Genomic DNA, 25,511 nt, shown 5'->3' on the forward strand with positions numbered 1-25,511 from the left:
AGCCCCCGGATTCATTCCGAAAGCAGACTCAGAACCCAGAAATAAAAAACCTGTATCCGATGAAACTTACCCCCCGAATTTATCCCTGGGGTCAGTCGGTTTTCGATTTTAGATTTTCGATTTTCGATTCTCGATTTACCCCACAGATAAATCTGGGAGCTTGAACTAGGGTCGAAAATTTTTATCTTTCCACGACTCCTGTACGTGGCAGCGTATCCGTTTTTGGGCTGGGTCAATGCTTCAATCTAAAATCTAAAATCTAAAATCTAAAATCTAAAATCGATTGACGCACCCTACTACAATCCATAGCGAAGATAGTTTGCCACATAATTAGCAATTTTTATGCTGCCGCCCGATCGCCCCATTCTCTCTAAACCATTTTGAATGCAACTGGCTAAATATTTATCATCTTGTAAAGTGCGATCGACTGCCAAAGCAGCTTCCTTGAGAATATCAGAATTTGCTGGTTGTGTGCCAATAACCTGCACCGAATCACCTAAAAGCCGATTTTGAGCCTCCGCAAATCTATAGGTAAAGGCAGGGCCGTTTCCCGGTACTGCAATTACAGGTTTTCCCAAGCCCACAGCTTGTTCGACAGCAGTTCCCGTCATCCCAATTACTAAACTCGACTGCTGCAAAATATCGGCAAAAGCATCGGCTGAACACATCACTTCGACTAAGTTTTGTTCATAAAAAGACCGTTTGATTGCTGGAAACATGAGCTTGCCCGATCGCATTTGCCATGCGGATAGCGCCGCAATATCATCTAATTCAGGCATCAAAGCTGGAACTAAAGCAGCCCGAAACTGCACCGGTAAAGTAGAGTTACTAGCAATTTCTTTAACCAGTTCCAGCAGCAAAACGAGGTTGTCGGTGGCTTCCGGGAGGCGAGAACCGGGGAGAAGGGCGATCGTCCGAACTCCGGGTATTAACTGCAAATCTTTGCCCGTAGAATTGATGTTGTCCATGACAGGATTGCCAACAAACTGAGCTTTCTTTAAACCCTGTTGGTTTAAGTCAGCAGCAGTCAAAGCATCTCTAGTAAAAACCGCCAGACATTTCTCTGAGCAAAGCAACTGCCACAAGATTAAACCCAAATTGACTCGCCCCTCGTAATAACTAGAATGAGCCGATAGAAAAATTATATAGGGGCGGTTGCTGGCATGGGCGATCGCCCCGGCGACAATATCCCCAGTCGCCACCACCAAATCGCAGTGGCGCGAATGCGTCCAAACAGCTTGCAATTGCTGCCAAGTCAAAGCAATCAGCCCCGCCCCAATATCTTTGAGGAAAAACAGGGGATTCATGTAAAAAACTCCCCCAGACGGCATTTGACTGGTGGGCCCAATAATTGGCACGGTCGATCGGCGGTAAGCAGCCCCGTCACCGACAACCGGCATCGCCGAAACATCAACATCCGCGCCAGATCCTCTCAAAGCTTTGATAATTTGACAGTTAATCGCGTCTTCCCCGTGTCCGTTGCTGAGGAAAAGTATCCCCTTCGATTTCATATAATCAGAATACAATCAGAATCAGTGCCGAGCTTTTTTTAAAGACAGCCGTGCGATCGCTAAACTCGGGCGGGCTAACTTTTTGTTAGTCTAATTTAAATACATTGTGGAAGTGAAACAGCGTGAATATTGAAATTGGGCGGGGCAAAAGCGCTCGCCGAGCTTACGGCATAGATGAAATTGCGCTTGTACCCGGACAGCGCACCCTCGATCCGAGTTTGGCAGATACCAAGTGGCAGATTGGCGGGATCGATCGAGAAATCCCGATCATCGCCAGCGCCATGGATGGAGTAGTCGATGTCCGCATGGCCATTTTGCTGTCAGAATTAGGAGCAATGGGCGTTCTCAACCTAGAAGGAATTCAAACCCGCTATGCCGACCCCCAGCCAATATTAGAGCGCATCGCCAGTGTGGGGAACCACGAATTTGTTTCTCTGATGCAGCAACTCTATGCCGAACCCATCAAGCCAGAATTAATCGACCTGAGAATTAAAGAAATTAAAGCAGGAGGAGGGATTGCCGCCGTCAGCGGTACACCAGCCGGCGCGAGCAAATACGGCCGGACGGTTGCTGAATCTGGAGCCGATATATTTTTTGTGCAAGCAACAGTAGTCTCGACAGCTTTCCTTTCCCCTGAAGCGATCACGCCTCTAGACTTAACTCAATTCTGTCAAGAGATGCCGATCCCAGTAATTTTGGGCAACTGCGTGACCTATGAAGTCGCCCTGAATTTAATGAAAACTGGCGCTGCGGGCATTCTCGTGGGCATTGGGCCGGGGGCTGCTTGCACATCTAGGGGCGTATTGGGTGTCGGCGTGCCCCAAGCCACAGCGGTAGCAGACTGCGCCGCCGCGCGGGACGACTACTATCGCGAAACTGGCAAATATGTGTCGGTGATTGCTGACGGCGGTTTAATTACCGGCGGCGATATCTGCAAGTGCATTGCCTGCGGTGCCGATGCAGTGATGATTGGTTCGCCTTTTGCCAGGGCCGCCGAAGCTCCTGGCCGCGGCTTTCACTGGGGGATGGCGACTCCCAGCCCGGTTTTACCGCGCGGCACTCGCATTCGCGTGGGGACTACGGGTACTGTGGAGCAAATTTTGCGGGGGCCTGCGGTGCTAGATGACGGTACGCACAACTTGCTCGGAGCTCTGAAAACTAGCATGGGTACCTTGGGTGCTAAGGACATTAAGGAGATGCAGCAAGTGGAAGTGGTAATTGCTCCTTCTCTGCTGACTGAGGGTAAAGTCTATCAAAAAGCTCAGCAGTTGGGCATGGGTAAGTAGATTTACCGATCGAATACCAGCATACCTTGACAAAATTTGTTCCACAGTCTCGAAATTTACAGAATTATTGTGGAATTATCGAGAAGGAGATGTCACAATAGAAGAAGCGGAGACGCATGTTTCCGTTCACTCCTCACACCACACTCCGCCCGGACTACTGTTCGGGCGGTTCCTTTTTTGCCGGAAATCTTGGCTCTTGCTTACTAGATACACAACTGAGGCTTTTACCTCCGGAGAGGGGGAGAGGGGGAGAGTGGGAGAGTCTGGGGGTGGGAGAATTTTTTTTCTACATAAGTGCATTCTGCCTTGGGAAACATCAGTGCCTTGGGAAACATCAGTGCCTTGTTCCTTCAGGAATGAGAATTAAATAACTTCCACTCTTGAAAGTGGGATGGGCCTAAGAGCCCGTCCAAAAAAGACGGGCTCTTAGGCCCATCCCACAATAACAATTAAAATTGTAAGTTATTTAATTCGTGATCCTCAGAAACCTTGTGCCTTCTTCCTTATACCGTCTTCCCTCTTCCTTCTTCGTTCAGAAGCCTTCTCTTAAAATCGTTGACCGAAAGCAGACTCAGGACCCAGAAATAAAAAACCTGTATCCGAGGAAACTTGCCCCCCGAATTTATCCGTGGGGTCAATGCTTCAATTCTAAAATCTAAAATCTAAAATCTAAAATCTAAAATCTAAAATCTAAAATCTAAAATCGATTGACGCAAGTGGTTACATTTTTTGCTAGACTTGTTATCCGAGAAATAGTATTTACAAGGATGGCTAGGGATGTCAGCAGCCGCGCAAGTAACCGACTCTACCTTTAAGCAGGAAGTGCTCGATAGCGAAGTTCCAGTTCTAGTGGATTTTTGGGCTCCCTGGTGCGGGCCCTGTCGGATGGTGGCACCCGTCGTAGACGAAATTGCCCAGCAATATGAAGGGCAGGTCAAGGTAGTAAAAGTTAATACCGACGAGAATCCTAACGTGGCCAGCCAATACGGTATCCGCAGCATTCCGACGCTGATGATATTTAAGGGGGGTCAACGGGTGGATATGGTGGTAGGGGCAGTTCCGAAAACTACTCTAGCCAACACTCTGGAAAAGTACATTTAACTGAATTGCGAGCGGTTTCGCGCTGTTCTTTGTGGGCCGCGAAAGCTAACTCGCTTCAGAACCGGGGCAAAGCTACGGGAAAAGTTATTAGTGGTCAGCAGGGCAATTTGCTGGTGGCTATTGACTTCTAACTTTGGCTTGCCCCTTAATTTTTAGTAGCGACAATTTGTTACCGTTTCGGAAAAATTCATGATTCGTTCTGGGTCTGGTCAAGGTTTTGAGTCCCTCCAAGCTGAATTGATCGATTTGCTCGATCGCTTGCCAATGTTGAAGCACTCTGAGTGGATCGAACGATCGCTCTCTACTATAGTGCAAATGGCCGGAGAGGATCTCGATCGCCTAGACTGGAAAATTATTGCGGCGTCGCTCCGAGATATGGAGAGCGCTTTTGAGATGTTTTATCCTTACCGACACGTTCGCAAAATTGTGATTTTTGGTTCGGCGAGGGTGTCACCGCAATCGGCAGAATATTTGATGGCCAGAGATTTTGCGCGGGCGATCGCCCAGCAGGGGTTTATGGTGATTACTGGCGGCGGCGGAGGAATTATGCAGGCGGGGAACCAGGGGGCGACTGCTGAACGTTCTTTTGGGCTGAACATTCAGTTGCCTTTCGAGCAGAGTTCTAATCCTTTCATTGCCGGCGATCCCAAATTGCTCAATTTTAAATATTTTTTCACTCGTAAGTTATTTTTTCTCCGGGAGAGCGATGCTTTAGCTCTGTTTCCGGGCGGTTTTGGCACTCTGGACGAGGCTTTTGAGTGTCTGACTTTGACTCAAACTGGCAAGTTCGGACCGGCTCCTGTGGTATTGATCGATCGACCGGGAGGAGATTATTGGCACGATTGGAATTATTTTGTACAAAAACAATTGCGCGGCCGGGGTTTGATTTCAGCCGACGATCGCAGCCTGTATACGATTACTGACGATATAAATGTCGCTTGCGAGGCGATCGGTAGTTTTTATCTGGTTTATCACTCCTGCCGCTACGTGCGCGAAAAACTGGTAATTCGCTTGAAGACACAGCTTTCTGATGAGAATGTCGATCGGATAAATACTGATTTTAGCGATATTGTTGTCACCGGAAAAATTGAAAAAAGTCAAGCTTTGCCGCCGGAAATTGGAGATGAAACTTTCGATATGCCGCGCCTGACTTTGCATTTCAACCAGCGGGATTTTGGGCGGCTTTATCAGCTAATTGCTGCTATTAATCAAATGGGTGCAGCTTCGCCGACGGCGGCCCATCCAGAACAAAAGTAGTTATTAGTCATTAGTCATTAGTCATTAGGGGCGGGTTTCACGAGAAATATTTGTAACTAACTCAGGGGATAAATAAACCCGCCCCTCTGATTGAGATAAATTTGACCACGAAATTCAAAGGTGATACCCGCCACGTGATTTATCCGTGGAATCAATCCAAAATCGAAAATAGAAAATCCTCAAGCCCCCGCATTTATCTCGCGCAAGTCAATCTAAAATCTAAAATCTAAAATCTAAAATCGATTAACAGACTGTCTTTTGACAAAATCGATAGGCTACATTTATGATATTCAACACTCATCAATAATCAATCAGCAGTAAAAAAACTAATAACTAATGACTGCTGACTACTGACTCCAGATGCTAGACCTGCTGCTAATTGCAATTTTGGGATTTCTCGGCAGTTTCGGTCACTGCGCCGGGATGTGCGGCCCGCTGACAATGGCGTTTTCTCTTTCTAATTCCCGCAACGATAAATTAGCTGCTTTCCGCTTTCATTTGCTGCTAAATTTGGGGAGAATTACTGCTTACGCTTTGGTTGGTGCTGCAATTGGCGGGCTGGGTTCGGTGTTAATTGCTGGCGGACTTTTGGCCGGTACGGGTAGCGAATTGCGGCGGGCGATCGCACTTCTGACGGGCACGATGCTGATTTGGTTCGGAGTAGTGCAAATTAAACCGAACTTGCTGCCGGAATTGCCGCGGTTGCACCCGCTGTCGCACGATCGAGTCGGACAAGCAATGAGCAAGCTTTCGGCACAAAAAAACTGGTGGGTGCCGGTTGCTTTGGGTTTGCTTTGGGGTTTGATCCCCTGCGGTTTCCTCTACGCGGCGCAGATTAAGGCGGCGGAAACGGGAAACCCGGTTTTGGGTGCGGCGACGATGCTGGCTTTTGGACTCGGCACGCTGCCAACTATGCTGGGAGTGGGTTTTTTTGCTGGCAGATTGAGCGCGGACAAGCGCAGTCAACTGTTTCGTGCGGCTGGTTGGGTGACGGTGGCGATCGGGATTCTTACCTTGTTGCGAACCGATGAAATGGTTGATTTTACTGGCCACGCAGCGCTGCTGTGCTTGATGCTAGCACTGTTGGCGCGTCCGGTTAGCAAGTTTTTGCCGCAACTGTTGCGCTACCGCCGCGCTTTGGGTGTGGGCGCGTTTTTCCTCGCAGTCGCCCACACGTTTCATATGCTGGATCATACGCTGAAATGGAATTTTGACGCGCTATCTTTTATGTTGCCGCAGCATCAGTTGGGAATGGCGGCTGGGATGCTGTCGCTGCTGTTGATGTTGCCGGCGGCGGTTACAAGTTGCGATCGTATTCAAAATTATTTAGGCCCACTGTGGCGAATGTTTCACCTGTTAAGCGTTCCAGCTTTCTTGCTGTGCGCTGTACACGCGGCACTCATCGGTTCCCACTATCTCGGCGGTTTTGAATGGAAGTTGCACAATCAACTGCTGACAGCGGTGTTAGCGGTGGTTGTGGTGTTAGTTATGTTTGTACGATCGCGCTTCTTTTGGTCAGTTTTATCACTGGAGAATTTCTATGTTTCGCCTGTCAAACAAAAGTAAAAGTTTGGGATTGTTAGTTTTTTTAGGATTGCTAATTGAAGCAACAATTCCCAATGCGCCGCAGTTAAACTCGATTTTAGTTTTGGCGCACGAAGTCGAAGTATCGGGAGATGTCGCCGCTACCTTTCACCTAGAACCCAACCACAATCCCCGCGTCGGACAGCCTGCGAGAGTGTGGTTTGCGCTCACTCGCAGGGGCGGTCAAATTATCCCGCTAGAGCAGTGTAATTGCAAATTGGCTGTTTATCCTAAAAATCGTAAAGAGGGGGATAAGCCGCTGATGCAGCCGCTTTTAACCGCCATATCTGCCGAGAAATATCAAGGGATTCCGGGAGCTGATATCGTGTTTCCCAAGGCTGGAATTTATGAACTAGAATTGAGCGGAACAGCCAAAAATAAAGCTAACTTTAAACCCTTTAAACTGACTTATACAGTCACGGTTCGCTAAGATAATCTTTCCCTCACCGAACATAAATCTTGTAGGGCGGGTTCACCAACAATAAATGCCTCAAACCCACAATCTCATAAACCCGCCCCCACCCAAGGGCAAATCCTAATCTACCTATTTTAACATACAAAAAAATACAACCGAAATCTGTATAAAACCTTAAAAGTTGCCCACTCTACAAAATGTCACAAATTTTTACACTACATTATAACCAGTGTCCCTTATGGAATTTGTGCAAGCTAACCTCTCTTGAACTGAGCAAAAAATATAACGATGGATATCTTATCTAACACCGTGGCGCTATCGCGGATGCAATTTGCGCTAACCGCCATATTCCATATGCTGTGGCCAGTTCTGACTACGGGAATGGGAATTTATCTGGTAATTGTTGAAGGAATGTGGCTGAAAACTCGCAATCCCGACTACTACCATCACGCTCGTTTTTGGTCTAAACTCTACGTCCTCAACTTCGGTATTGGAGTAGCTTCAGGAATTCCGATGGAATTTCAGTTTGGCACAAACTGGGCACCATTTTCGGAAGCGGTTGGTGACTTTTTTGGCAGCATTTTAGGCTTTGAAGCTTCCATGGCATTTATGCTAGAAGCCGGCTTTTTAGGCATTATGCTGTTTGGTTGGGAGCGCGTTCACCCGATCGTCCATTATTTCGCTACAATCATGGTAGCCTTCGGCGCTAACCTATCCACAGTCTGGATTTTAGTCGCTAACTCTTGGCTGCAAACTCCTGCGGGTGGAGAAATGGTCAATGGCAAGTTTATTGTCAGCGATTACTTTCAAGCAATTATGAACCCGTTCGCATTAAACAGCATTCTCCATATGTTTTTTGCGACGTTAGAAACTTCGCTGTTTGTCATTGGCGGAATTAGCGCTTGGTATATTCTTAATAAGCGCAACCAAGCGTTTTTTTCCAAGTCTTTAAAAATTGCCATAGCGACAGCAATCGCCGTTGCACCTTTGCAGATATACATCGGACATTTGAGCGCCGAACAGGTTTATCACTACCAACCCACTAAATTAGCAGCAATCGAAGCTAAGTGGGAAACTTCACCAGCGGGAGAGTCAGCCGATTGGACTTTGCTAGCTTTGCCTAATGAAAAAGCCCAAAAAAATGACTGGGAAATTAGCGTACCCAATGGCTTAGGCTACGTTCTGGAATTCAAGCAAAAACTCTCCGAACCCGTACTCGGATTGAAGGAATGGAAGCCAGAAGATAGACCCCGGATGGTGGGTTTAATCTATTATTGTTTCCGCATCATGTCCGGGATTGGGTTCTTCTTTTTAGCACTGATGCTGTTCAGTATAATTCAGTGGATGCGAGGCAAACTTTCTGCTGAAAATATTAGCAGTCAACCTTGGCTGATGCGCGCTTGGGTATTAGCTGCTCCTCTGGGATATATTGCTGTAGAATCCGGTTGGATTGTCCGCTGTGTCGGCAGACAACCGTGGGCTTTATACGGCCAAATTCGCACTGCTGACGCGGTGTCAAACATCCCCGCCAGCAATGTTTTAACTTCTCTCAGTTTCTTTGCCGTTATTTACAGCTTTTTGTTTGCTTGTGCCTTGTATTTTGGCAGCAGAATTATCCGCCAAGGGCCTAATTTAAGTCTGCCGGTACCGGGATTAGACAATGAACCTGCAATCGAAAGTCAACCCATAGAACACATTCCCGATCAACGTCCCTTGGAAGCACAACAATAGGAGATTTTATGCAAGCTTTGGAGCATTTTCTCCCACAAGTTTGGTTTGTTGTTTTGGCTTTGTTTCTCCTGCTATATGTCATGCTAGACGGTTTTGACTTAGGAGTAGGCATCCTGTCTCTGACTGCTTCCGATGAGGAACGCCGGGGCATTTTAATGACGAGTTTGGGTAACGTTTGGGACGCTAACGAAACTTGGCTGGTGTTAATGGGTGGCGCTTTATTTGGCGCATTTCCCCTCGCTTACGGTACGATTTTGACAGCGCTGTACATACCGATTTGCATGATGCTTTTTGGTTTGATATTTCGGGCTGTAGCCTTTGAATTTCGCGAGCATTCTAATCGCAAGTTATTCTGGAATTATGCCTTTGGTGCTGGCAGTTTTTTAGCAGCTTTAGCTCAAGGATTTGCCCTCGGTGCGGTGCTCGAAGGCATTGCGGTTGATGAAGCTGGTCACTTTGTAGGTTCTACTTGGGATTGGCTGGATTGGCGATCGATCTTGGTTGCTTTGACGCTGATTCAAGGCTATGTTTTGATCGGTTCAACCTATCTAATTATGAAAACGGAGGGCGAACTGCAAACAAATCACTATCGCACGGCTAAAATTGCGGCGGTGACGACTTTAATCGGAGCAGTTTTAATTACGATCGCCACTCCGATTTTTTACGAAAGTGCTAGATCCAGGTTGTTCGATAAACCGCTAGTTTATGTGTTTGCCACGATTCCTTTGTTGGGAGTGCTGTTGGTGGGGCTACTGCTGAAAAGTCTCGCAAACAAAGAAGAACGCACGCCGTTTGTCTGGACGATTCTGATTTTTTTGCTTACTTTCATCGGCTTGGGATTGATTGTTTTTCCCTACATTATTCCCTCACAAATCACGATTTACCAAGCCGCAGCTTCGCCCAGCGCCCTGGTATTTATGATTGTGTTCATGGGCGTTCTGCTCCCGATTATGATTTTTTACAACATCTACAATTATGTTGTGTTTCGGGGTAAGGTTGTCGGCGGCCACTACGGGGAATAAAACATAATACAACCGCAGATGCAGGCAAATATACGCAGACAGTATCAAGTTTATATACTGGTTAATCTGCGTATATTTGCGGTTAAAAATTACAAATAATTGTTTTATGATACCATCACAACTTACGAAACTATACTATACATACCATAGAGCCAATAGTGCAGAATAGAGAAAAGAACAGGTTGAGAATTAGCGATCGCACCTCATGCGATTTGAGATTTGAAATTTGAGATTGAACTCACGGATGAGTCCGGGGGCTTGTCACCACATTGCTTGGTTGTCAAATAATAGTTGATAAACATAGGGAAAAAATTACAGTTAATTCTGTACCTAGCGAGGGTGCAGAGTGTGCGATCGCTATCTTTGTCAAATAATAAAATACAATGGAATAGAAGGTTTTAATTTAACTGTTTTATAATAAAGGGTTAATAAGTTATGGATGCGATCGCAAATTTGTCAGGTTATGAAATTACAGAGAAACTTTATGTAGGTACACGTACCTTAGTCTATCGAGGCATCCGTACCCGTGACCAGTACCCAGTCGTCGTCAAACTGCTGCGAAACAAATACCCCACCTTCAACGAGTTCGTCCAGTTTCGCAACCAATATACCATTGCCAAAAATCTCGACTTCCCTCACCTCGTCAAACCCCTGACGCTGGAAGTATACCAGAATAGCTATGTCCTAGTAATGGAGGACTTTGGCGGAGTCTCCCTATCTACTTATCTCAAAACCGCAACAAATGAAACCGAACCATCTCAAGTTTTACCTTTAGCAGAATTTCTCCAACTCGCCATACAACTAACAGACATTATCCACTATCTATACCAAAAGCGAGTCATTCACAAAGATATTAAACCCGCTAATATTCTCATTAATCCAGACACCAAACAAATCCAACTAATTGACTTTAGTATTGCCTCCCTCCTACCGCGAGAAACGCAAGAAATACAGAATCCCAATATCTTAGAAGGAACATTAGCCTATCTCTCTCCCGAACAAACAGGGCGGATGAATCGAGGCATTGACTATCGGAGTGACTTTTATTCCCTGGGTGTGACTTTTTATGAATTGTTGACAGGAAGGTTGCCATTTATCTCCGATGATCCGATGAAATTGGTGCATTTCCATCTCGCCACACCGTCGAAACCGATCCATGAAATAAATCCAGAGATACCCGTAATTTTATCGCAACTTGTCAGTAAGCTGATGGCCAAAAATGCCGAAAAACGCTATCAGAGTGCATTAGGACTCAAGCACGATTTAGAGATTTGTTTAGGTCAGTTACAAAAAACAGGCCAGATAGAATATTTTGAACTCGGAAATCGAGATATTAGCGATCGCTTTACTATCCCTGAAAAGCTCTACGGTAGAGAAAAAGAAGTTGAGCAACTATTAGCTGCCTTTGAGCGAGTCAGCACAGGTAGCACCGAAATGATGCTAGTAGCAGGTTTTTCGGGAATTGGGAAAACCGCCGTTGTCAATGAAGTTCATAAACCGATTGTCCGTCAGCGCGGTTATTTTATCAAAGGCAAATACGATCAATTTCAACGCAACATTCCCTTCAGTGCCTTTGTGCAAGCTTTCCGCGACTTAATGAGTCAATTGCTATCAGAATCGGATACCGAACTGCAAACATGGAAAACCAAGATTTTAGCAGCAGTAAGAGACAACGGACAAGTCTTGATTGACGTGATTCCTGAGTTAGAAGGTATAATTGGCGCTCAACTTCCTGCAACAGAATTGTCAGGAAGTGCCGCCCAAAATCGCTTTAACCTGGTAATGCAGAAATTCGTGCAAGTTTTCACGAGCAAAGAACATCCTTTAGTGATGTTTTTGGATGACTTGCAATGGGCGGATTCAGCATCCTTGAATTTGCTACAATTATTGATGAAGGATACAGGATATTTATTAGTATTGGGGGCCTATCGAAATAATGAAGTTTCGCCAGCGCATCCATTTATCTTAACAGTGGATGAGATAGTTAAAACTGGGGCAACAGTTAATACGATTACTTTGCAACCCTTAAGCGAAACTGACATGAATTTGTTGGTGGCGGATACGCTGAATTGCGAATCATCACTTGCCCAACCTTTGACAAAATTAGTCTATCAAAAAACTCAGGGAAATCCTTTCTTTGCCACTCAGTTTCTCAAGGCATTACATGACGATCAGCTAATTAGCTTTAATTGGGATATTCGGCATTGGCAGTGTAATATTGCCCAAGTTAAAACCTTAGCTATCACTGATGATGTCGTTGAATTTATGGCATTACAGTTGCAGAAGTTTCCCAGAGAAACTCAGGATGTTCTCACATTAGCTGCTTGTATAGGAGCGCAGTTTGATTTGAATACCTTAGTAATTGTCAGTGAGAAATCTGCTGGAATGACGGCTACCGCTTTATGGAAAGCATTGCAGGAAGGTGTGGTGATTCCCACAACCAAAATCTATAAGTTCTTTACCCAATCGGATAATGATGAAGTTTTCCAGGCTTCAGCTAATCCAACTTATCGATTTTTACACGATCGCGTCCAGCAAGCCGCATATTCACTCATTCCCGATTCACAGAAAAAAGCAACTCACCTCAAAATCGGACAATTACTTCAGCAAAATTTTTCAAAAATAGAGCAAGAAGACAAACTGTTTGATATTATCGGGCATTTAAATCGAGGGATTGAGTTAATTACCCAACCTAGCGAACGAGAAGCCTTAGCTAAACTGAACTTGGCAGCCGGTTGTAAAGCCAGAAATTCTACCGCCTACATGGCAGCTAGAGTTTATCTGCACACAGGCATTGATCTACTAACAGCCAACTGCTGGCAAAGGCAGTATGAATTAACCCTGAACCTCTATGTTGCTGCTGCTGAAGCTGCCTATTTGAATGCTGACTTTGACGGCATGGAAGAGATAGCAGTACAAGTGTTGCAAGCATCCCAGACAATCTTAGACAAAATCAAAATTTACGAAATTCAAATCGCTGCCCAGACAGCACAAAGCAAGTCACTAGAAGCCATTGCAGTAGCAAGAGATGCACTCTGGCAATTGGGGATTGAACTACCCACTGCACCTGACGAAGCCTTGATTAGCCAAGCGCTACAAACCGTTGCTAGCCAACTCCAAGGTAGAACGATTGAGGAACTGGTGGATCTGCCTGTGATGAGTGATCCTCAGACTCAGGCAGCTATGCCAATATTGGCCATGTTATTTGCACCCATTCTCCAGGGAATTCCCGGCTTAGTGCCCCTACTTAGCTCCACGATGGTAAGTTTATCGCTCTCGTTTGGGAATGCACCCGCATCGACGGTGGGCTATGCGATTCACGGACTTGTATTAAGTGCTTTTTTGGGAGAGGCAAAAACGGGTTATAGCTTTGGTAAATTGGCACTCTCATTGCTCGATCGGGTAAATGCACGAGAATTTAAGTGCATTACTCATAATATGTTTGGGGCATTTATTCAGCATCATCAAAATGCTATGAGGGCAGGGCTACCAACGCTGAAAGAAGGCTTTTTGGCGGGCATGGAAACTGGCGATTTTCTTAACGCTGGCTACAACATAGCTACTTACAGCTACATCAACTTTTTCGCTGGCGTAGAACTGGATACTTGGGAACCGGAACTTGCAGTCTACAGTGCTACCTTGGCTCAGGTGAAGCAATATTCGGCTCGGACTTATTTGCATATGGAGTGGCAGATGTTGCAGAACTTGAGGGAAGTAGTGAATCAACCGGATTGCTTAATCGGCTCTGCCTATGATGAAACAGTGATGATTCCTAAGCACTATCAAGATCGTGAATTCAGTGCGATCGCCCTTGTCTACGTCTACAAACTACTGCTTGCCTATTCCTTTGGTAATTATCCGGCTGCTCTAAACTACATTAGCTCAGCCAAAGAGTGTGTGATGGCAGTATCGGGATTAATTATTGTTCCTATTTTCCATTTCTATGCAGCCCTGACGTACCTGGCAGTGTTTTCCACACAGCCAGAAATTGAGCAAGCTGATATTCTCGCCTCTGTGGAAATCCATCAAACGACTCTGCACCAATGGGCGCAAAATGCTCCCATGAATCATCTGCATAAGTGGTATTTAGTTGAAGCAGAACGGCAGCGGGTTTTGGGCAATAAAGCAGATGCACTGGACATGTACGATCGCGCTATCCAACTCGCTCAAGAAAATCTATTCATCAACGAAGAAGCTCTCGCCAACGAACTAGCAGCCAAATTCTACTTAGAATGGGGCAAAGAAAAAGTAGCTCAAGCCTACATGATTGAAGCGTATTATTGTTATGCCCGATGGGGAGCTAAAGCCAAAATTGAGGATTTGGAAAAACGTTATCCTCGCCTACTAGGTATTATCCTTCAACAACCTCAATCCTTTAGTTTATTAAAGGAAACGATCGCCCGCGGAACAATTACTTATAATACCAACTCTTCTAGCAGCCACTCGAATTTTCTAGATTTGCCTACTCTGATCCAAGCCTCTCAAGCCATTTCTGGGGAGATTGAACTAGATAAACTTCTGACTACTCTCCTAAAAATAGCGATCGCGAATGCTGGCGCCACTAAGTGCGTCTTATTACTCAAACAAAAACAGTATTTACAGGTAGCGGCTCTTGTAGCAGAGGGACAGGAACCTAAGCTATTACCATCAATACCTCTAGAATCTAGTCAGGATGTAGCAATTAGTTTGGTTAACACTGTCAAGCGTAGTTTGAAACCTGTGGTAATAGTTGATGCTAGGGTAAGTTTCCAGGTTGCTAGCGATCGCTATATTGAACAGCACCAGCCGATCAGTGTTCTTTGTATGCCCATTCTTAATCAAGGGCAGTTGATAGGAGTTTTATACCTGGAAAATAACCTGACGGTTGGGGCATTTACGAGCGATCGCATTGAAATGCTAAATTTGCTGGCTTCTCAAGCTGCTATTTCTTTAGAAAATGCCCGTTTGTATCAAGAATCTCAACAAGCATTTACCGATTTAAAACAGGCACAGATAAAAATAGTTCAAAGCGAAAAAATGTCAGCATTGGGAAACTTAGTGGCTGGGGTTGCCCACGAAATTAATAATCCAGTTGGTTTTTTAGTTGGTAATATTCAACCCGCCTTAGATTATATCAAAGATTTGTTTGGATTGCTCGATTTGTATGAACAAAAATATCCGCAACTCGATCCAGAGATTCAAGAAGAAATCGAGAACATCGATCTGGAATACATCCGGGAAGATTTACCGAAATTAATAGGTTCGATGCGGGAAGGCGTGAAGCGGATTCGGGATATTAGTACCAGTCTACGGACATTCTCCCGTGCCGATACTAACTATCCCGTAGCTTGCAATATCCACGATGGCATCGATAGCACCATTATGATTCTGAAACATCGCCTCAAGGCTAACGATACTCGTCCAGAAATCAAAGTGATTAGGGAATATGGGAATTTGCCACCCGTGGAGTGTTATGCCGGACAGTTGAATCAAGTATTTATGAATTTGTTAGGTAATGCGATCGACGCTTTGGAGGAATCAAATCAAGGACGACATTATGCAGAAATTGCTAATGAAATTACCATTAAAACCGATATTTTTCGGGACAACAAACAAGCGAGAATTTGGATTAAAGATAACGGTGCGGGCATGAGTGAAGTTGTGCAAGAGAAAATTTTTGATGAGTTATTTACTACCAAGGAAGTAGGGAAAGGCACGGGATTGGGTTTGGCGATCGCACGGCAGATTGTGGTTGAGAAACACGGCGGTACAATCGAGGTAAATTCTGTATTGAGAGCAGGGACGGAGTTTACAATTTTATTGCCGATGAAAGGATAAGACTATTATCTTGATAGAGCGCCATCTTTCTCTTCAAAAGTGAAAAAGAATAAAAGCGGTAGAGTCTGTCGCTTGGGGATTTCGCAGTTTTATTTTCCTCAGACTAGACCAATAAAAGTGTATAATTAGTTACAATAGTCAATGTCTGAGATGGGGTAATCCAGATGAGTGCAGCAGTGGATTTGACGAAGCGAGTTTCAGGATATCATCTGGTTGAGCAATTATACTGTGGTTCCAGAACCCTAGTTTTTCGAGCCATTCGAGAAACAGATCAGCTTCCGGTTGTCATTAAACTATTAAATCGAGACTATCCCAGCTTTACCGAACTGCTGCAATTCCGCAACCAGTACACCATCGCCAAAAACCTACGTCTGCCGGGAGTCGTTGAACCCTACAATTTAGACTCCTATCGCCACAGCTATGCCCTAGTAATGGAGGATTTTGGGGGCATTTCTCTGCGAGACTACGCCCAAGAGGCCTCGCTGACTCTGGCAGAAATATTGGAAATTGCCATTCAAATAACTGACATCCTTGACGGACTGTACCGAAACCGAGTCATCCACAAAGATATTAAGCCAGCTAACGTCCTAATACATCCGAAAACGAAACAAGTCAAACTGATTGACTTTAGCATTGCTTCCCTACTGCCGAGAGAAACTCAAGAAATTCAAAATCCCAACGTTTTAGAAGGAACCCTCGCCTATATTTCTCCCGAACAAACTGGACGAATGAACCGAGGCATCGACTACCGCACCGACTTTTATTCTCTGGGAGCCACCTTTTACGAACTGCTGACAGGAAAACTGCCATTTGAATGTGACGAACCCATGGAGTTGGTTCACTGCCATATTGCCAAACAACCTCCTTCAATAAACAGCAAACAAATCCCGCAGGTGGTTTCGGATATTGTGATGAAGCTGATGGCAAAAAATGCCGAAAAACGCTATCAAAGTGCATTGGGATTGAAGCATGACTTAGAACGGTGTTTGCAGCAGTGCCAAGAAACTGGAAAGATTGAAACTTTTGAGTTAGGAACGCGGGATGTATGCGATCGCTTCCTGATTCCCGAAAAACTTTATGGTCGAGAACGAGAAATACAGCAACTTTTAGCAGCCTTTGAACGAGTAGCACAAGGAAAAAGCGAAATGATGCTCGTTGCAGGCTTTTCCGGCATCGGAAAAACCGTTGTGGTCAATGAAGTTCACAAACCAATTGTCCGAAAGCATGGCTATTTCAGTAAAGGTAAATTTGACCAGTTCAATCGCAATATTCCCTTTTCGGCATTTGTGCAAGCCTTTCGCGATTTAATGACACAATTACTGAGTGAAAGCGATCTTCAAATCCAAGCATGGAAAACCAAAATTTTAGCAGCCCTTGGTGACAACGGACAAGTCATTATTGAAGTCATTCCTGAACTAGAACGGATTATCGGACAACAACCCCCAGCCCCAGAATTATCAGGGATAGCTGCTCAAAATCTGTTCAATTTACTATTCCAAAAATTTATCTCTGTCTTTACCACAAAAGAGCATCCCTTAGTAATGTTTCTGGATGACTTACAATGGGCTGATTCGGCATCTTTAAAGTTGATGCAGTTGCTCATAGGTGAATCCCAATCCAGTCACCTGCTATTAATTGGAGCCTATCGAGACAATGAAGTTTCCCCTGCCCACCCCTTGATGTTGACTTTAGATGAAGTCACTAAAACAGGGGCAACTGTCAATACCATCACACTGGCACCTCTGGCTCGAACCAGTTTGAATCAATTAGTAGCAGATACGCTGACTTGTTCTCTTAACTTAGCAGAACCGCTGACGGAATTAGTGTATCAGAAGACAAAAGGAAACCCATTTTTTGCGACGCAGTTTCTCAAGGCATTGCATCAAGATGGATTAATTATTTTCCATCTCCAAGGAGGCTATTGGCAGTGCGATATTAGCAAAATTACAGAAGCAGCACTGACGGATGATGTCGTTGAATTCATGGCGCAGCAGTTACAGAAATTACCCGTTAAAACTCAGTCAGTTTTAAAATTAGCCGCTTGCATTGGCAATCAGTTCGATCTGACCACATTAGCAATTGTTTCCCAAATATCTGAGACTGAAACGGCAACGGCTTTATGGAAAACTTTACAGGAAGGTTTTGTTTTACCTCAGAGTGAGATTTATAAATTTTATGTAGGTGAAGAAGACAATATCGATCGAGCTACTTCTCAAACAGTTTCCTATCGCTTCTTGCACGATCGCGTCCAGCAAGCAGCTTATTCTTTGATTCCGGAAGAAGAACGCGCGATCGCCCATTATCAAATCGGGCAATTACTCCTGCAACAAATTTCAGCCGAAGCCAGAGAAGAACGCATTTTTGAATTAGTCAATCAGTTGAACTACGGAACCATAATGGTTGTAGAACAGCAGGAAAGGGAGGAACTCGCCCAACTCAACCTCACTGCTTGCCGCAAAGCCAGAGCAGCCACCGCATATCAAGCCGCCCGCGAATATGCCACAGTGGGCCTGAAACTGCTGGGAACAGACGCTTGGCAACGGCAGTACGAAATGACCCTATCTTTGTACGACTTGGCTGCCGAGGTGGCTTTTTTGGCAGGCGATTTTGAGCAGATGCACCAGTGGATTGAAGCGGTGATTCATCATGCGAAAACACCTTTAGAGCAGGTGCAAGTTTACCAAGTAAAAATCCAGGCATTGGTCGCCCACAATAAATTTGTCGAGGCGATCGCGATCGGTCAATCAGTCTTCCAAATGTTAGGCGTCAACCTACCAAATGAACCAACCCTAGACGATATTCGGCAGTTGAAGCAGGAAATTGATGCCCTAATTGAGGGTCGCTCAATTGAGACATTCATTCATCTGCCGAACATGACTGATGCCCAGCAGTTAGCAATTATGCAAAATGCGGCTCGTCTTACACCCGTCTGTTACATGACAGGCTCAAAGCTCTATTTCCTAATAGTTGCTCTACAGGTCAAATTATCAATTCAATTTGGAAATAGTCCTGTTTCGCCCTATTGCTACGCTGGTTACGCCTTCCAACTGAGAATTCTGTGGGGAGACATGACAAAGGTGCCTCAGTTTGGGCAATTAGGATACCAACTCGCCTCAGAGCCAGATGCCAAAAATATTCGAGCCGCAACAGCCCTGTTAATGGGGGGATATGTTGGTCATTGGACGACCCATCTACAAGAATCGCTGCCCATTCTTCTCGATGGCTATCAAGCTGGATTGGAAACCGGCAATCTAGAATTTATGGGCTACGACGCCCAGTTGTACTGCTTTAATGCTTATTGGTGCGGTCAACCGCTAAGTGAACTCGAACCCCAAATTCGCGCCTATTACCAACAGTTGTGCGACCTCCACCAAGTCACAGCAGCAAACTGTGTTTTGGCTTACTGGCAAGCTGCTCTCATTCTGCTGGGTGAGTCAGAGAACGAGATTCCCTTACGCCAAGATTCATACGAAGAAAAAATCCTGGATGAGGCCAAAGTCGATTTTTACCGACTATCCTTCTTTTATCTGTATCGATTCACATTAAATTACTGGCTCCAAGACTTTGCCCAAGCGGAACACGATGGGGCTCAAACCCGACAGTATTTGGCCGGAGGGATGGGAAGTGTCGTGGAACCGATCTTATATTTCTATGATTCTCTGACCGTGCTGGCTACTCCTGGTGAATCGAAAACTGAGTCGGAGCCTCGATGGCAGCGAATGCAAGAAAATCAAGAAAAGTTAAAAGAATGGGCGCATTATGCTCCCATGAATTACTTGCACAAGTACCATTTAGTTGAAGCCCAAAAGCATCAACTCCTCAATTGCAAAACAGAAGCTCTAGAATTTTACGATCTAGCAATTCAAGGAGCCAAAGAAAATGGTTATATCCAAGAGGAAGGATTAGCCAACGAACTCGCAGCAAAATTCTACTGGGAATGGGGCAAAGAAAAAGTCGCCGCCAGCTATATGCAGGAAGCATATTACTGTTATGCCCGTTGGGGTGCACTAGCCAAAGTTGAAGACTTAGAACAACGCTATCCCCAATTACTTCATCCCATCCTGAATCAGCCCAAACTTCGCTTTAATCCCCTAGAGACGCTGGCAACGATGAGCCCGTCTTCACACACTTCCACCAGCAGCAGCACGAGTATTTCCGATGCCCTTGATTTCGCCTCTATTGTGCAAGCGGCTCAAGCTTTATCCAGTAAAATTCAGCTTGATGAATTACTCGACACCCTCAATCAAATTATTTTGAAAACTTCTGGGGCAGAAACGTGTGCTTTGCTACTCCCCCATCAGGATGAATGGCAAATCCGAGCAATAACTCACCTCAATCCAGATAACGAGTTACCCACAACCCTGCTGCAAACCCAACCTATAGATGGCTCGGCGGTGATTCCGCTCAAGCTTGTTTATTATGTCAAACATACCCTGGAAACTGTGGTTATTGAAGGCGGCAAAACCAATATTCCGGGTTTAATGAATGACTGTACGCTCCAGTATCAGTCTCAGAGTATGCTATGTAGTCCAATTGTCGATCGCGGGAACTTAGTTGCGATACTTTATCTCGAACATCGATCGACAAAAGGAGTGTTTACTCGCGATCGGCTCCTCGTCCTCAACTTCCTCTGCACTCAGGCTGCCATTTCCTTAGAAAATGCGCGACTGTATCAGCAAGCGCAGGACTATGCCCACCAGGTTGAACAATCTCAACTGCAATTAGTGCAGAGCGAAAAAATGTCGGCTTTGGGCAATTTAGTAGCCGGGGTAGCCCATGAAATTAATAATCCAGTCGGTTTTATTTCTGGGAATATCCATGAAGCGATCGCCGCTGTCAAAGATCTGACCAAATACCTGCAAGTCTACCAAGAAAAATTTCCCCATCCTGGGGATGAAATCGAGCAAATAGCAGTAGAACTTGATATTGAATATCTCGTAGAAGATTTACCCAAAATGTTGAATTCGATGCAAATCGGGTGCGATCGCATCCAAGGTATCAGCACCAGTCTTCGCACCTTCTCCAGAGCAGACAAAGACTACAAAGTTCCTTTCAATATTCATGACGGAATTAACAGTACAATTTTGATTCTCAAACACAGATTGAAAGCGAACGAACAGCGTCCAGCGATTGAAGTTGTGAAAGAGTACGGCAACTTGCCATCAGTTGATTGTTTCCCCGGACAATTAAATCAGGTGTTTATGAATATATTGGCGAATGCGATTGATGCAGTGGAAGAATCAAATCGCGAAGCAGGTTTAGAGAAGATTAAAAACCCAGCTAATTGCATCACGATTCGGACAGAAATGAAGTCTTCTGAGTGGGTGACGATTCGCATTTATGACAACGGCCCAGGGATATCCGATGAGATAAAAGGTCATATTTTTGACCACTTATTTACAACCAAAGGTGTAGGGAAAGGTACAGGGTTGGGTTTGGCGATCGCACGGCAGATTGTAGTTGAGAAACACTCTGGTATGCTAGAAGTCAACTCAACTTTAGGTCGAGGTACAGAATTTACGATTTCACTACCATGTTGATTATTACCTTGGTAATTTATAGCCAATTTTTGGATTTTTTTTGAAAATGGATTTTTTTTTACAGCCCACTTGACAATCGCACTAATTCATAAAGGAATTTCGATCGCAAATTCCGTACCTTCTCCTACGGTGGAACGGCAGCTCAAGGCTCCGGCGTGTTTTTCCGCGACAATTCGGTAACTGATGGCTAACCCTAAACCAGTGCCTTTTCCCATCGGTTTTGTCGTGAAAAACGGGTCAAATAATCGGCTCCGCACGTCTTCTGTCATGCCGATCGCATTATCGGCAATGCGGATACAAATACTATTTTCGTTCAGGGCTTCTGTGCGAATGCTAATAGTTGGTTTCCAATCGTCGCCGACTGCCGCAGATCGCCTTTTTTGGTTGCAAGCATCTTCCAAGGCGTCAATACTGTTGCTAAGCAGATTCATAAATACCTGATTGAGCTGACCTGCATAACATTCTATTAAAGGGAGTTGACCGTAATCTTTGATTATTTTTATTTCGGGATAGTCGCCTCTGGCTCGGAGTTTGTTGTGCAATATTAAGAGGGTATTGTCTATGCCTTCGTGAAGGTTAGTAGGTTTTTTTACCGAGTCGTCTAAACGGGAGAAGTTTCGCAAACTCAGAACTATTTCGCGAATGCGATCTGCTCCCATTTTCATCGAAGATAATATTTTTAGCAAATCTTCTATCAAAAACTCTAAATCGATATTATCAATACATTGTTGAATTTCTACCGCTGGCTGAGGATAGTGTTTTTTGTAAAGTTCCACAAGCTGCAACAAATCTCTGATATATTGGCTAGCATAGGAAATATTGCCGTAGATAAAACTGACAGGGTTATTAATTTCGTGAGCTACTCCAGCTACCATTTGACCGAGACTTGACATTTTTTCGGTATGAATTAGGTGAGCTTGAGTTTCTCGGAGTTCTTTGAGAGCGATTTCTAGCTGCTGGGATCTGTTGTTGGCGATCGCCTCGGAGAGCCGCAAAGCATCCTCCGCTGCTTTGCGCTCTGTTATGTCAAAAATGGCGCCGTTGAGGGATAAAACTTTACCGTCTACATTGAAAAGGGCTTGACCTTTCTCTACAACCCACCGCACATTTCCGTCGCAGTGAATTAGGCGATATTCGATGATGTAAGGTTGTTTTGTTTTAATAGCCCGATCGATAATTGTCTCGATATGCTGCACGTCATCGGGATGAACTATACTCGGAAAAGCCTGCACCGGTTTTTGCATAAAGTTAGCTGCGGGATAGCCGGAAATAGCTTCTATGCCACTGCTGATAAAAGTTAGGCTCGATCGCCCAGCAGCACTACATCGGTAAACCGCACCGGGAATGCTAGAAACTAATGACCTAAATTCTTCTTCCCTTTCTCGCAAAGCTGCCTCAATCCGCTTACGTTCGCTAATGTCACGAGCAAACGCGCACTGATATTCTTTGCCGTTAAATTCCAAATGATCGATCGTAATTTCTACCGGAAAAATGCGACCGTACTTAGTGACGTGGTGAACTTCAATATTAACCGAACCGCAGCGTTTTAAGACTTTCCAGTGCAAACTCCAAGCAGTTTGGGGAAAATCTGGATTGATGTCGTGTACTGTCATCGAAAGCAATTCTGCTGCAGAATATCCCAATGAAGTGCAAGCAGAGTCGTTGACGTACAAAAATTTACCGTCCGACCCGATCCAGAATACCGCATCTGCCGATCGGTCGATCGCAAATTGAGTCAGTTGCAACTTTTCCTCAACCCGGTGGCGATCGGCAATTTCTTTTTCTAACTGTTCATTAAGCGAATTGAGAGCTAAAGTGCGATCGACAATCGTATCTGAAGGATAAAACTTGAGCGATTGTTTTGCCAATTCTCCTTTCTCTATATCATGCGGGTGGTGATTTTCTTCTACCTGTTTTAACGACTGTTGTTGAAATTTTTCTTTTTGATTGAAACCAGACTCGGCAAGTGCTTTCGGCATGAGGGCGAGGGCGATTGCGGCTAAAAGCCAAGAAATCAAAGCACTTGTAGCTTTGAGAGTTACCGACAGCCAATATATGGAATGCCAAAGCGTCCAAACTTCCGTCAATTTAGCCGCACCCCAGGCAAAAAAAACAACCGCAAACAGCAGGAAAATCTTGCGGTGAGAACCTTGGCGGGTAAAATAAACTAAAGATAGGGCGATCGAGCAATAAGCCAGTGCCGTCAGCGAGTCAAAAACAGCGTACAGTCGCAACTCCGGTACCACGTTGCAGGCGAGTCTAGAAGATACAGCAAGTGTGGAAAAAAAAATTGTTAATTGTTCTTGCATAAAGTTCAAGAAAAAAATTATCTGTACCAATGCAAATCCGATCAAATCTAATTATTTGATTTCGGCTAGTGAAATATTTACATAATTATATACTTTTTTCATTTATGAAACAGCTATTTTTTCAGGAAATGTCAAAACTGTCGAGGTGGCGCCCTGAGAACGAAGCTTTTCTCAAATATGAGCAATGGTGAGCGTCACGGCTAGCAACGCTTACCTTGCTCCCTGTGACGGAATACATAGGTTCGCGTACTGATTGCTTCAGAAACATTTAAATTGTTAATGATCGCTATTAAATTTTCTTTTAGATTACTTAGGCAGTGAGCCAGGGGTTTTTAACCGCTGGCTCACAGATGGACTAGCAGACTTTTAAGGCAGAGAAAATCTCAATTTTTGGGCTGGAAATCCACAATTAAGCGCCGCCCAGCGCCCAATGCACCAAAGTCCGAACTCCAAAACCGGTAGCCCCAGGGCCATTGTAGCCATTTTCTTTGTCAGTCCAAACCGGGCCGGCAATATCTAAATGCGCCCATGCAGTATCCTTTACAAACTGCTTCAAAAATAGCGCCGCCGTAATCGAACCACCGGGACGTGGGCCTGTGTTTTTCATGTCGGCGTGCAATGCTTTCAAGCCCTCAAAATATTTTTCTTCCATCGGCATTCGCCAAAATTTTTCGCCTGCCAATTCTGAGGCGGCGACTATTTCGGCGGCGACGCTATCTTGAGGACTCCACAAACCCGCGATATCGTCGCCTAAAGCAATGACGCAGGCCCCGGTGAGAGTTGCTAAATCGACAATCGCGTCAACTCCCAGTTTATCAGCAAATACCAAAGCATCAGCCAAGGTTAAACGACCTTCTGCGTCGGTATTGTTGACTTCAATTGTTTTGCCGTTGGAAGCTGTAAGGATGTCTCCAGGGCGCATGGCGCGGCCGCTGATCATGTTTTCAGTGACGGCGCTGATAAAGTGAACTTCCACATCGGGTTTGATGTGTCCGATCGCCTTTGCCGCTCCCAAAGTAGCCGCAGCGCCGCCCATATCTATTTTCATCATTTCAATGCCGCTGCCCGCACCTTTGATGTTCAAACCGCCAGAATCAAAGGTCAATCCTTTGCCCACAATTGCTATTTTGCGGCGCGGTGTGCCTTCGGGTTTGTAAGTTAGGTGGATGAATTTTGGCGGTAAATCAGATGCTAGGGCTACGCCGAGAAAGGCTCCCATGCCGAGTTTTTCACAGTCTTCCCGCTCCAATATTTCTAATTCTAAACCGCATTCGGCAGCTAGACTTTGAGCAGTTTCTGCCATGGTAATCGGGGTGACAAAATTTGCCGGCGCTGCGACTAATTCCCGTGCTAAAATGACTCCGGCAGTGATTTGGCGGGCGCGGGCGATCGCACTTTCGGTATCGGCAAAACCAAACAAATGAATTTGTTCGAGTTGCGGGCTTTTGTCTTCCTTTTCCGATTTGAAACGGTTGTCTTGATTCAGGGAGAGTTCTACACCTTCGGCGATGGCGCTGGCTGTAGAATCCGGCGCGTTTTTCCACACCGGAAAGCTAATTCCGAGGGTTGTGCATTTCTCTTTTTTGGCTAACTTGGCGCAAACGCCCGCAGCTTGCCGCACGGTGTCTAATTTTAAGTCCTCTGTTTTGCCCAAACCGACGATCGCAATTTTGCGAATGGGATTATTGCCGCCGACGCGGGTGATGGCGCTCGTGCCCACTTTGCCCTTAAAATCTACTTCCAGTAGCAGCTCTTTCAAAGTACCTGCAAGCTTTTCATCTAATTGTGCCAGCTCGCCGGTGAGTTCCAAGCCGTCCTCAAATAGACCAATTGCCAGGGCGTCTCCTGTCCAAACAGAGCGGGGCGTATCGGTGACTAGAAATTCCATGTTTTGATTTACACTTTAGATTTTAGATTTTTGATTGTACTTTGCAGTGG

At 45.1% G+C, this 25,511-nt stretch carries 12 protein-coding genes; 9 read left to right on the top strand and 3 right to left on the bottom strand.

The annotated features are described in order from the left end of the window. Positions 1-296: 296 nt before the first annotated feature. Positions 297-1,511, bottom strand: a complete 1,215-nt coding sequence (locus Q5691_RS01375; protein ID WP_333343778.1) for a lipid-A-disaccharide synthase-related protein — start codon at positions 1,509-1,511, stop codon at positions 297-299. Between the two features lie 122 nt (positions 1,512-1,633). On the opposite strand from Q5691_RS01375, the gene Q5691_RS01380 reads away from it, so the two are divergent. From Q5691_RS01380 to Q5691_RS01420, 9 genes are all read left to right on the top strand, one after another. After that, complete coding sequence (locus Q5691_RS01380) at positions 1,634-2,797, top strand: GuaB3 family IMP dehydrogenase-related protein (RefSeq protein ID WP_333085617.1); 1,164 nt, start codon at positions 1,634-1,636, stop codon at positions 2,795-2,797. A gap of 777 nt (positions 2,798-3,574) precedes the next feature. Continuing rightward, on the top strand, positions 3,575-3,898 hold the full coding sequence (gene trxA / locus Q5691_RS01385; RefSeq protein ID WP_006631199.1) for a thioredoxin: 324 nt from the start codon (positions 3,575-3,577) through the stop codon (positions 3,896-3,898). Positions 3,899-4,087: 189 nt separating this feature from the next. Beyond that, complete coding sequence (locus Q5691_RS01390) at positions 4,088-5,155, top strand: LOG family protein (protein WP_333212171.1); 1,068 nt, start codon at positions 4,088-4,090, stop codon at positions 5,153-5,155. 360 nt (positions 5,156-5,515) lie between these two features. Then, positions 5,516-6,721 carry an urease accessory protein UreH domain-containing protein gene (locus Q5691_RS01395; RefSeq protein ID WP_333212170.1) on the top strand — a complete coding sequence of 402 codons (1,206 nt, stop codon included), beginning with the start codon at positions 5,516-5,518 and terminating at the stop codon, positions 6,719-6,721. After that, complete coding sequence (locus Q5691_RS01400) at positions 6,696-7,169, top strand: hypothetical protein (protein ID WP_333212168.1); 474 nt, start codon at positions 6,696-6,698, stop codon at positions 7,167-7,169. Before Q5691_RS01395 ends, Q5691_RS01400 begins: the two co-directional genes overlap by 26 nt. A 273-nt stretch (positions 7,170-7,442) precedes the next feature. Next, entirely contained in the window at positions 7,443-8,885 is a 1,443-nt protein-coding gene (locus tag Q5691_RS01405) for a cytochrome ubiquinol oxidase subunit I (protein ID WP_333343779.1), read from the top strand. Between the two features lie 8 nt (positions 8,886-8,893). Further along, a complete protein-coding gene (gene cydB, locus Q5691_RS01410; protein ID WP_333212164.1) occupies positions 8,894-9,907 on the top strand; it encodes a cytochrome d ubiquinol oxidase subunit II in 1,014 nt (337 codons plus the stop codon). Between the two features lie 435 nt (positions 9,908-10,342). Further along, positions 10,343-15,724, top strand: coding sequence for an AAA family ATPase (locus tag Q5691_RS01415; RefSeq protein WP_333343780.1), 5,382 nt, complete (start codon positions 10,343-10,345; stop codon positions 15,722-15,724). Positions 15,725-15,888: 164 nt separating this feature from the next. Further along, the gene (locus tag Q5691_RS01420) at positions 15,889-21,264 is read left to right on the top strand and encodes an AAA family ATPase (RefSeq protein ID WP_333343781.1); all 5,376 of its coding nucleotides are present in this window, start codon (positions 15,889-15,891) and stop codon (positions 21,262-21,264) included. A gap of 86 nt (positions 21,265-21,350) precedes the next feature. Here the strand turns inward: Q5691_RS01420 and Q5691_RS01425 are convergent, their stop codons facing one another. Then, positions 21,351-23,573: a PAS domain S-box protein gene (locus tag Q5691_RS01425; protein ID WP_333343782.1), complete on the bottom strand. Its 2,223-nt coding sequence runs from the start codon at positions 23,571-23,573 to the stop codon at positions 21,351-21,353. A gap of 409 nt (positions 23,574-23,982) precedes the next feature. Beyond that, positions 23,983-25,461, bottom strand: coding sequence for a leucyl aminopeptidase (locus Q5691_RS01430; RefSeq protein ID WP_333343783.1), 1,479 nt, complete (start codon positions 25,459-25,461; stop codon positions 23,983-23,985). Positions 25,462-25,511 lie beyond the last annotated feature (50 nt).

It is taken from the genome of Microcoleus sp. w1-18aA5 (assembly GCF_036701705.1).
Classification (GTDB): Bacteria; Cyanobacteriota; Cyanobacteriia; order Cyanobacteriales; family Microcoleaceae; genus Microcoleus.

What these genes read in the sequence shown, in the direction of transcription:
- Q5691_RS01375 (WP_333343778.1), bottom strand. Translation starts at nt 1,511, where the DNA reads ATGAAATCGAAGGGGATACTTTTCCTCAGCAACGGACACGGGGAAGAC.
- Q5691_RS01405 (WP_333343779.1), top strand. Translation starts at nt 7,443, where the DNA reads ATGGATATCTTATCTAACACCGTGGCGCTATCGCGGATGCAATTTGCG.
- Q5691_RS01400 (WP_333212168.1), top strand. Translation starts at nt 6,696, where the DNA reads ATGTTTCGCCTGTCAAACAAAAGTAAAAGTTTGGGATTGTTAGTTTTT.
- trxA (WP_006631199.1), top strand. Translation starts at nt 3,575, where the DNA reads ATGTCAGCAGCCGCGCAAGTAACCGACTCTACCTTTAAGCAGGAAGTG.
- Q5691_RS01415 (WP_333343780.1), top strand. Translation starts at nt 10,343, where the DNA reads ATGGATGCGATCGCAAATTTGTCAGGTTATGAAATTACAGAGAAACTT.
- Q5691_RS01390 (WP_333212171.1), top strand. Translation starts at nt 4,088, where the DNA reads ATGATTCGTTCTGGGTCTGGTCAAGGTTTTGAGTCCCTCCAAGCTGAA.
- Q5691_RS01425 (WP_333343782.1), bottom strand. Translation starts at nt 23,573, where the DNA reads ATGCAAGAACAATTAACAATTTTTTTTTCCACACTTGCTGTATCTTCT.
- Q5691_RS01395 (WP_333212170.1), top strand. Translation starts at nt 5,516, where the DNA reads ATGCTAGACCTGCTGCTAATTGCAATTTTGGGATTTCTCGGCAGTTTC.
- Q5691_RS01430 (WP_333343783.1), bottom strand. Translation starts at nt 25,461, where the DNA reads ATGGAATTTCTAGTCACCGATACGCCCCGCTCTGTTTGGACAGGAGAC.
- cydB (WP_333212164.1), top strand. Translation starts at nt 8,894, where the DNA reads ATGCAAGCTTTGGAGCATTTTCTCCCACAAGTTTGGTTTGTTGTTTTG.
- Q5691_RS01420 (WP_333343781.1), top strand. Translation starts at nt 15,889, where the DNA reads ATGAGTGCAGCAGTGGATTTGACGAAGCGAGTTTCAGGATATCATCTG.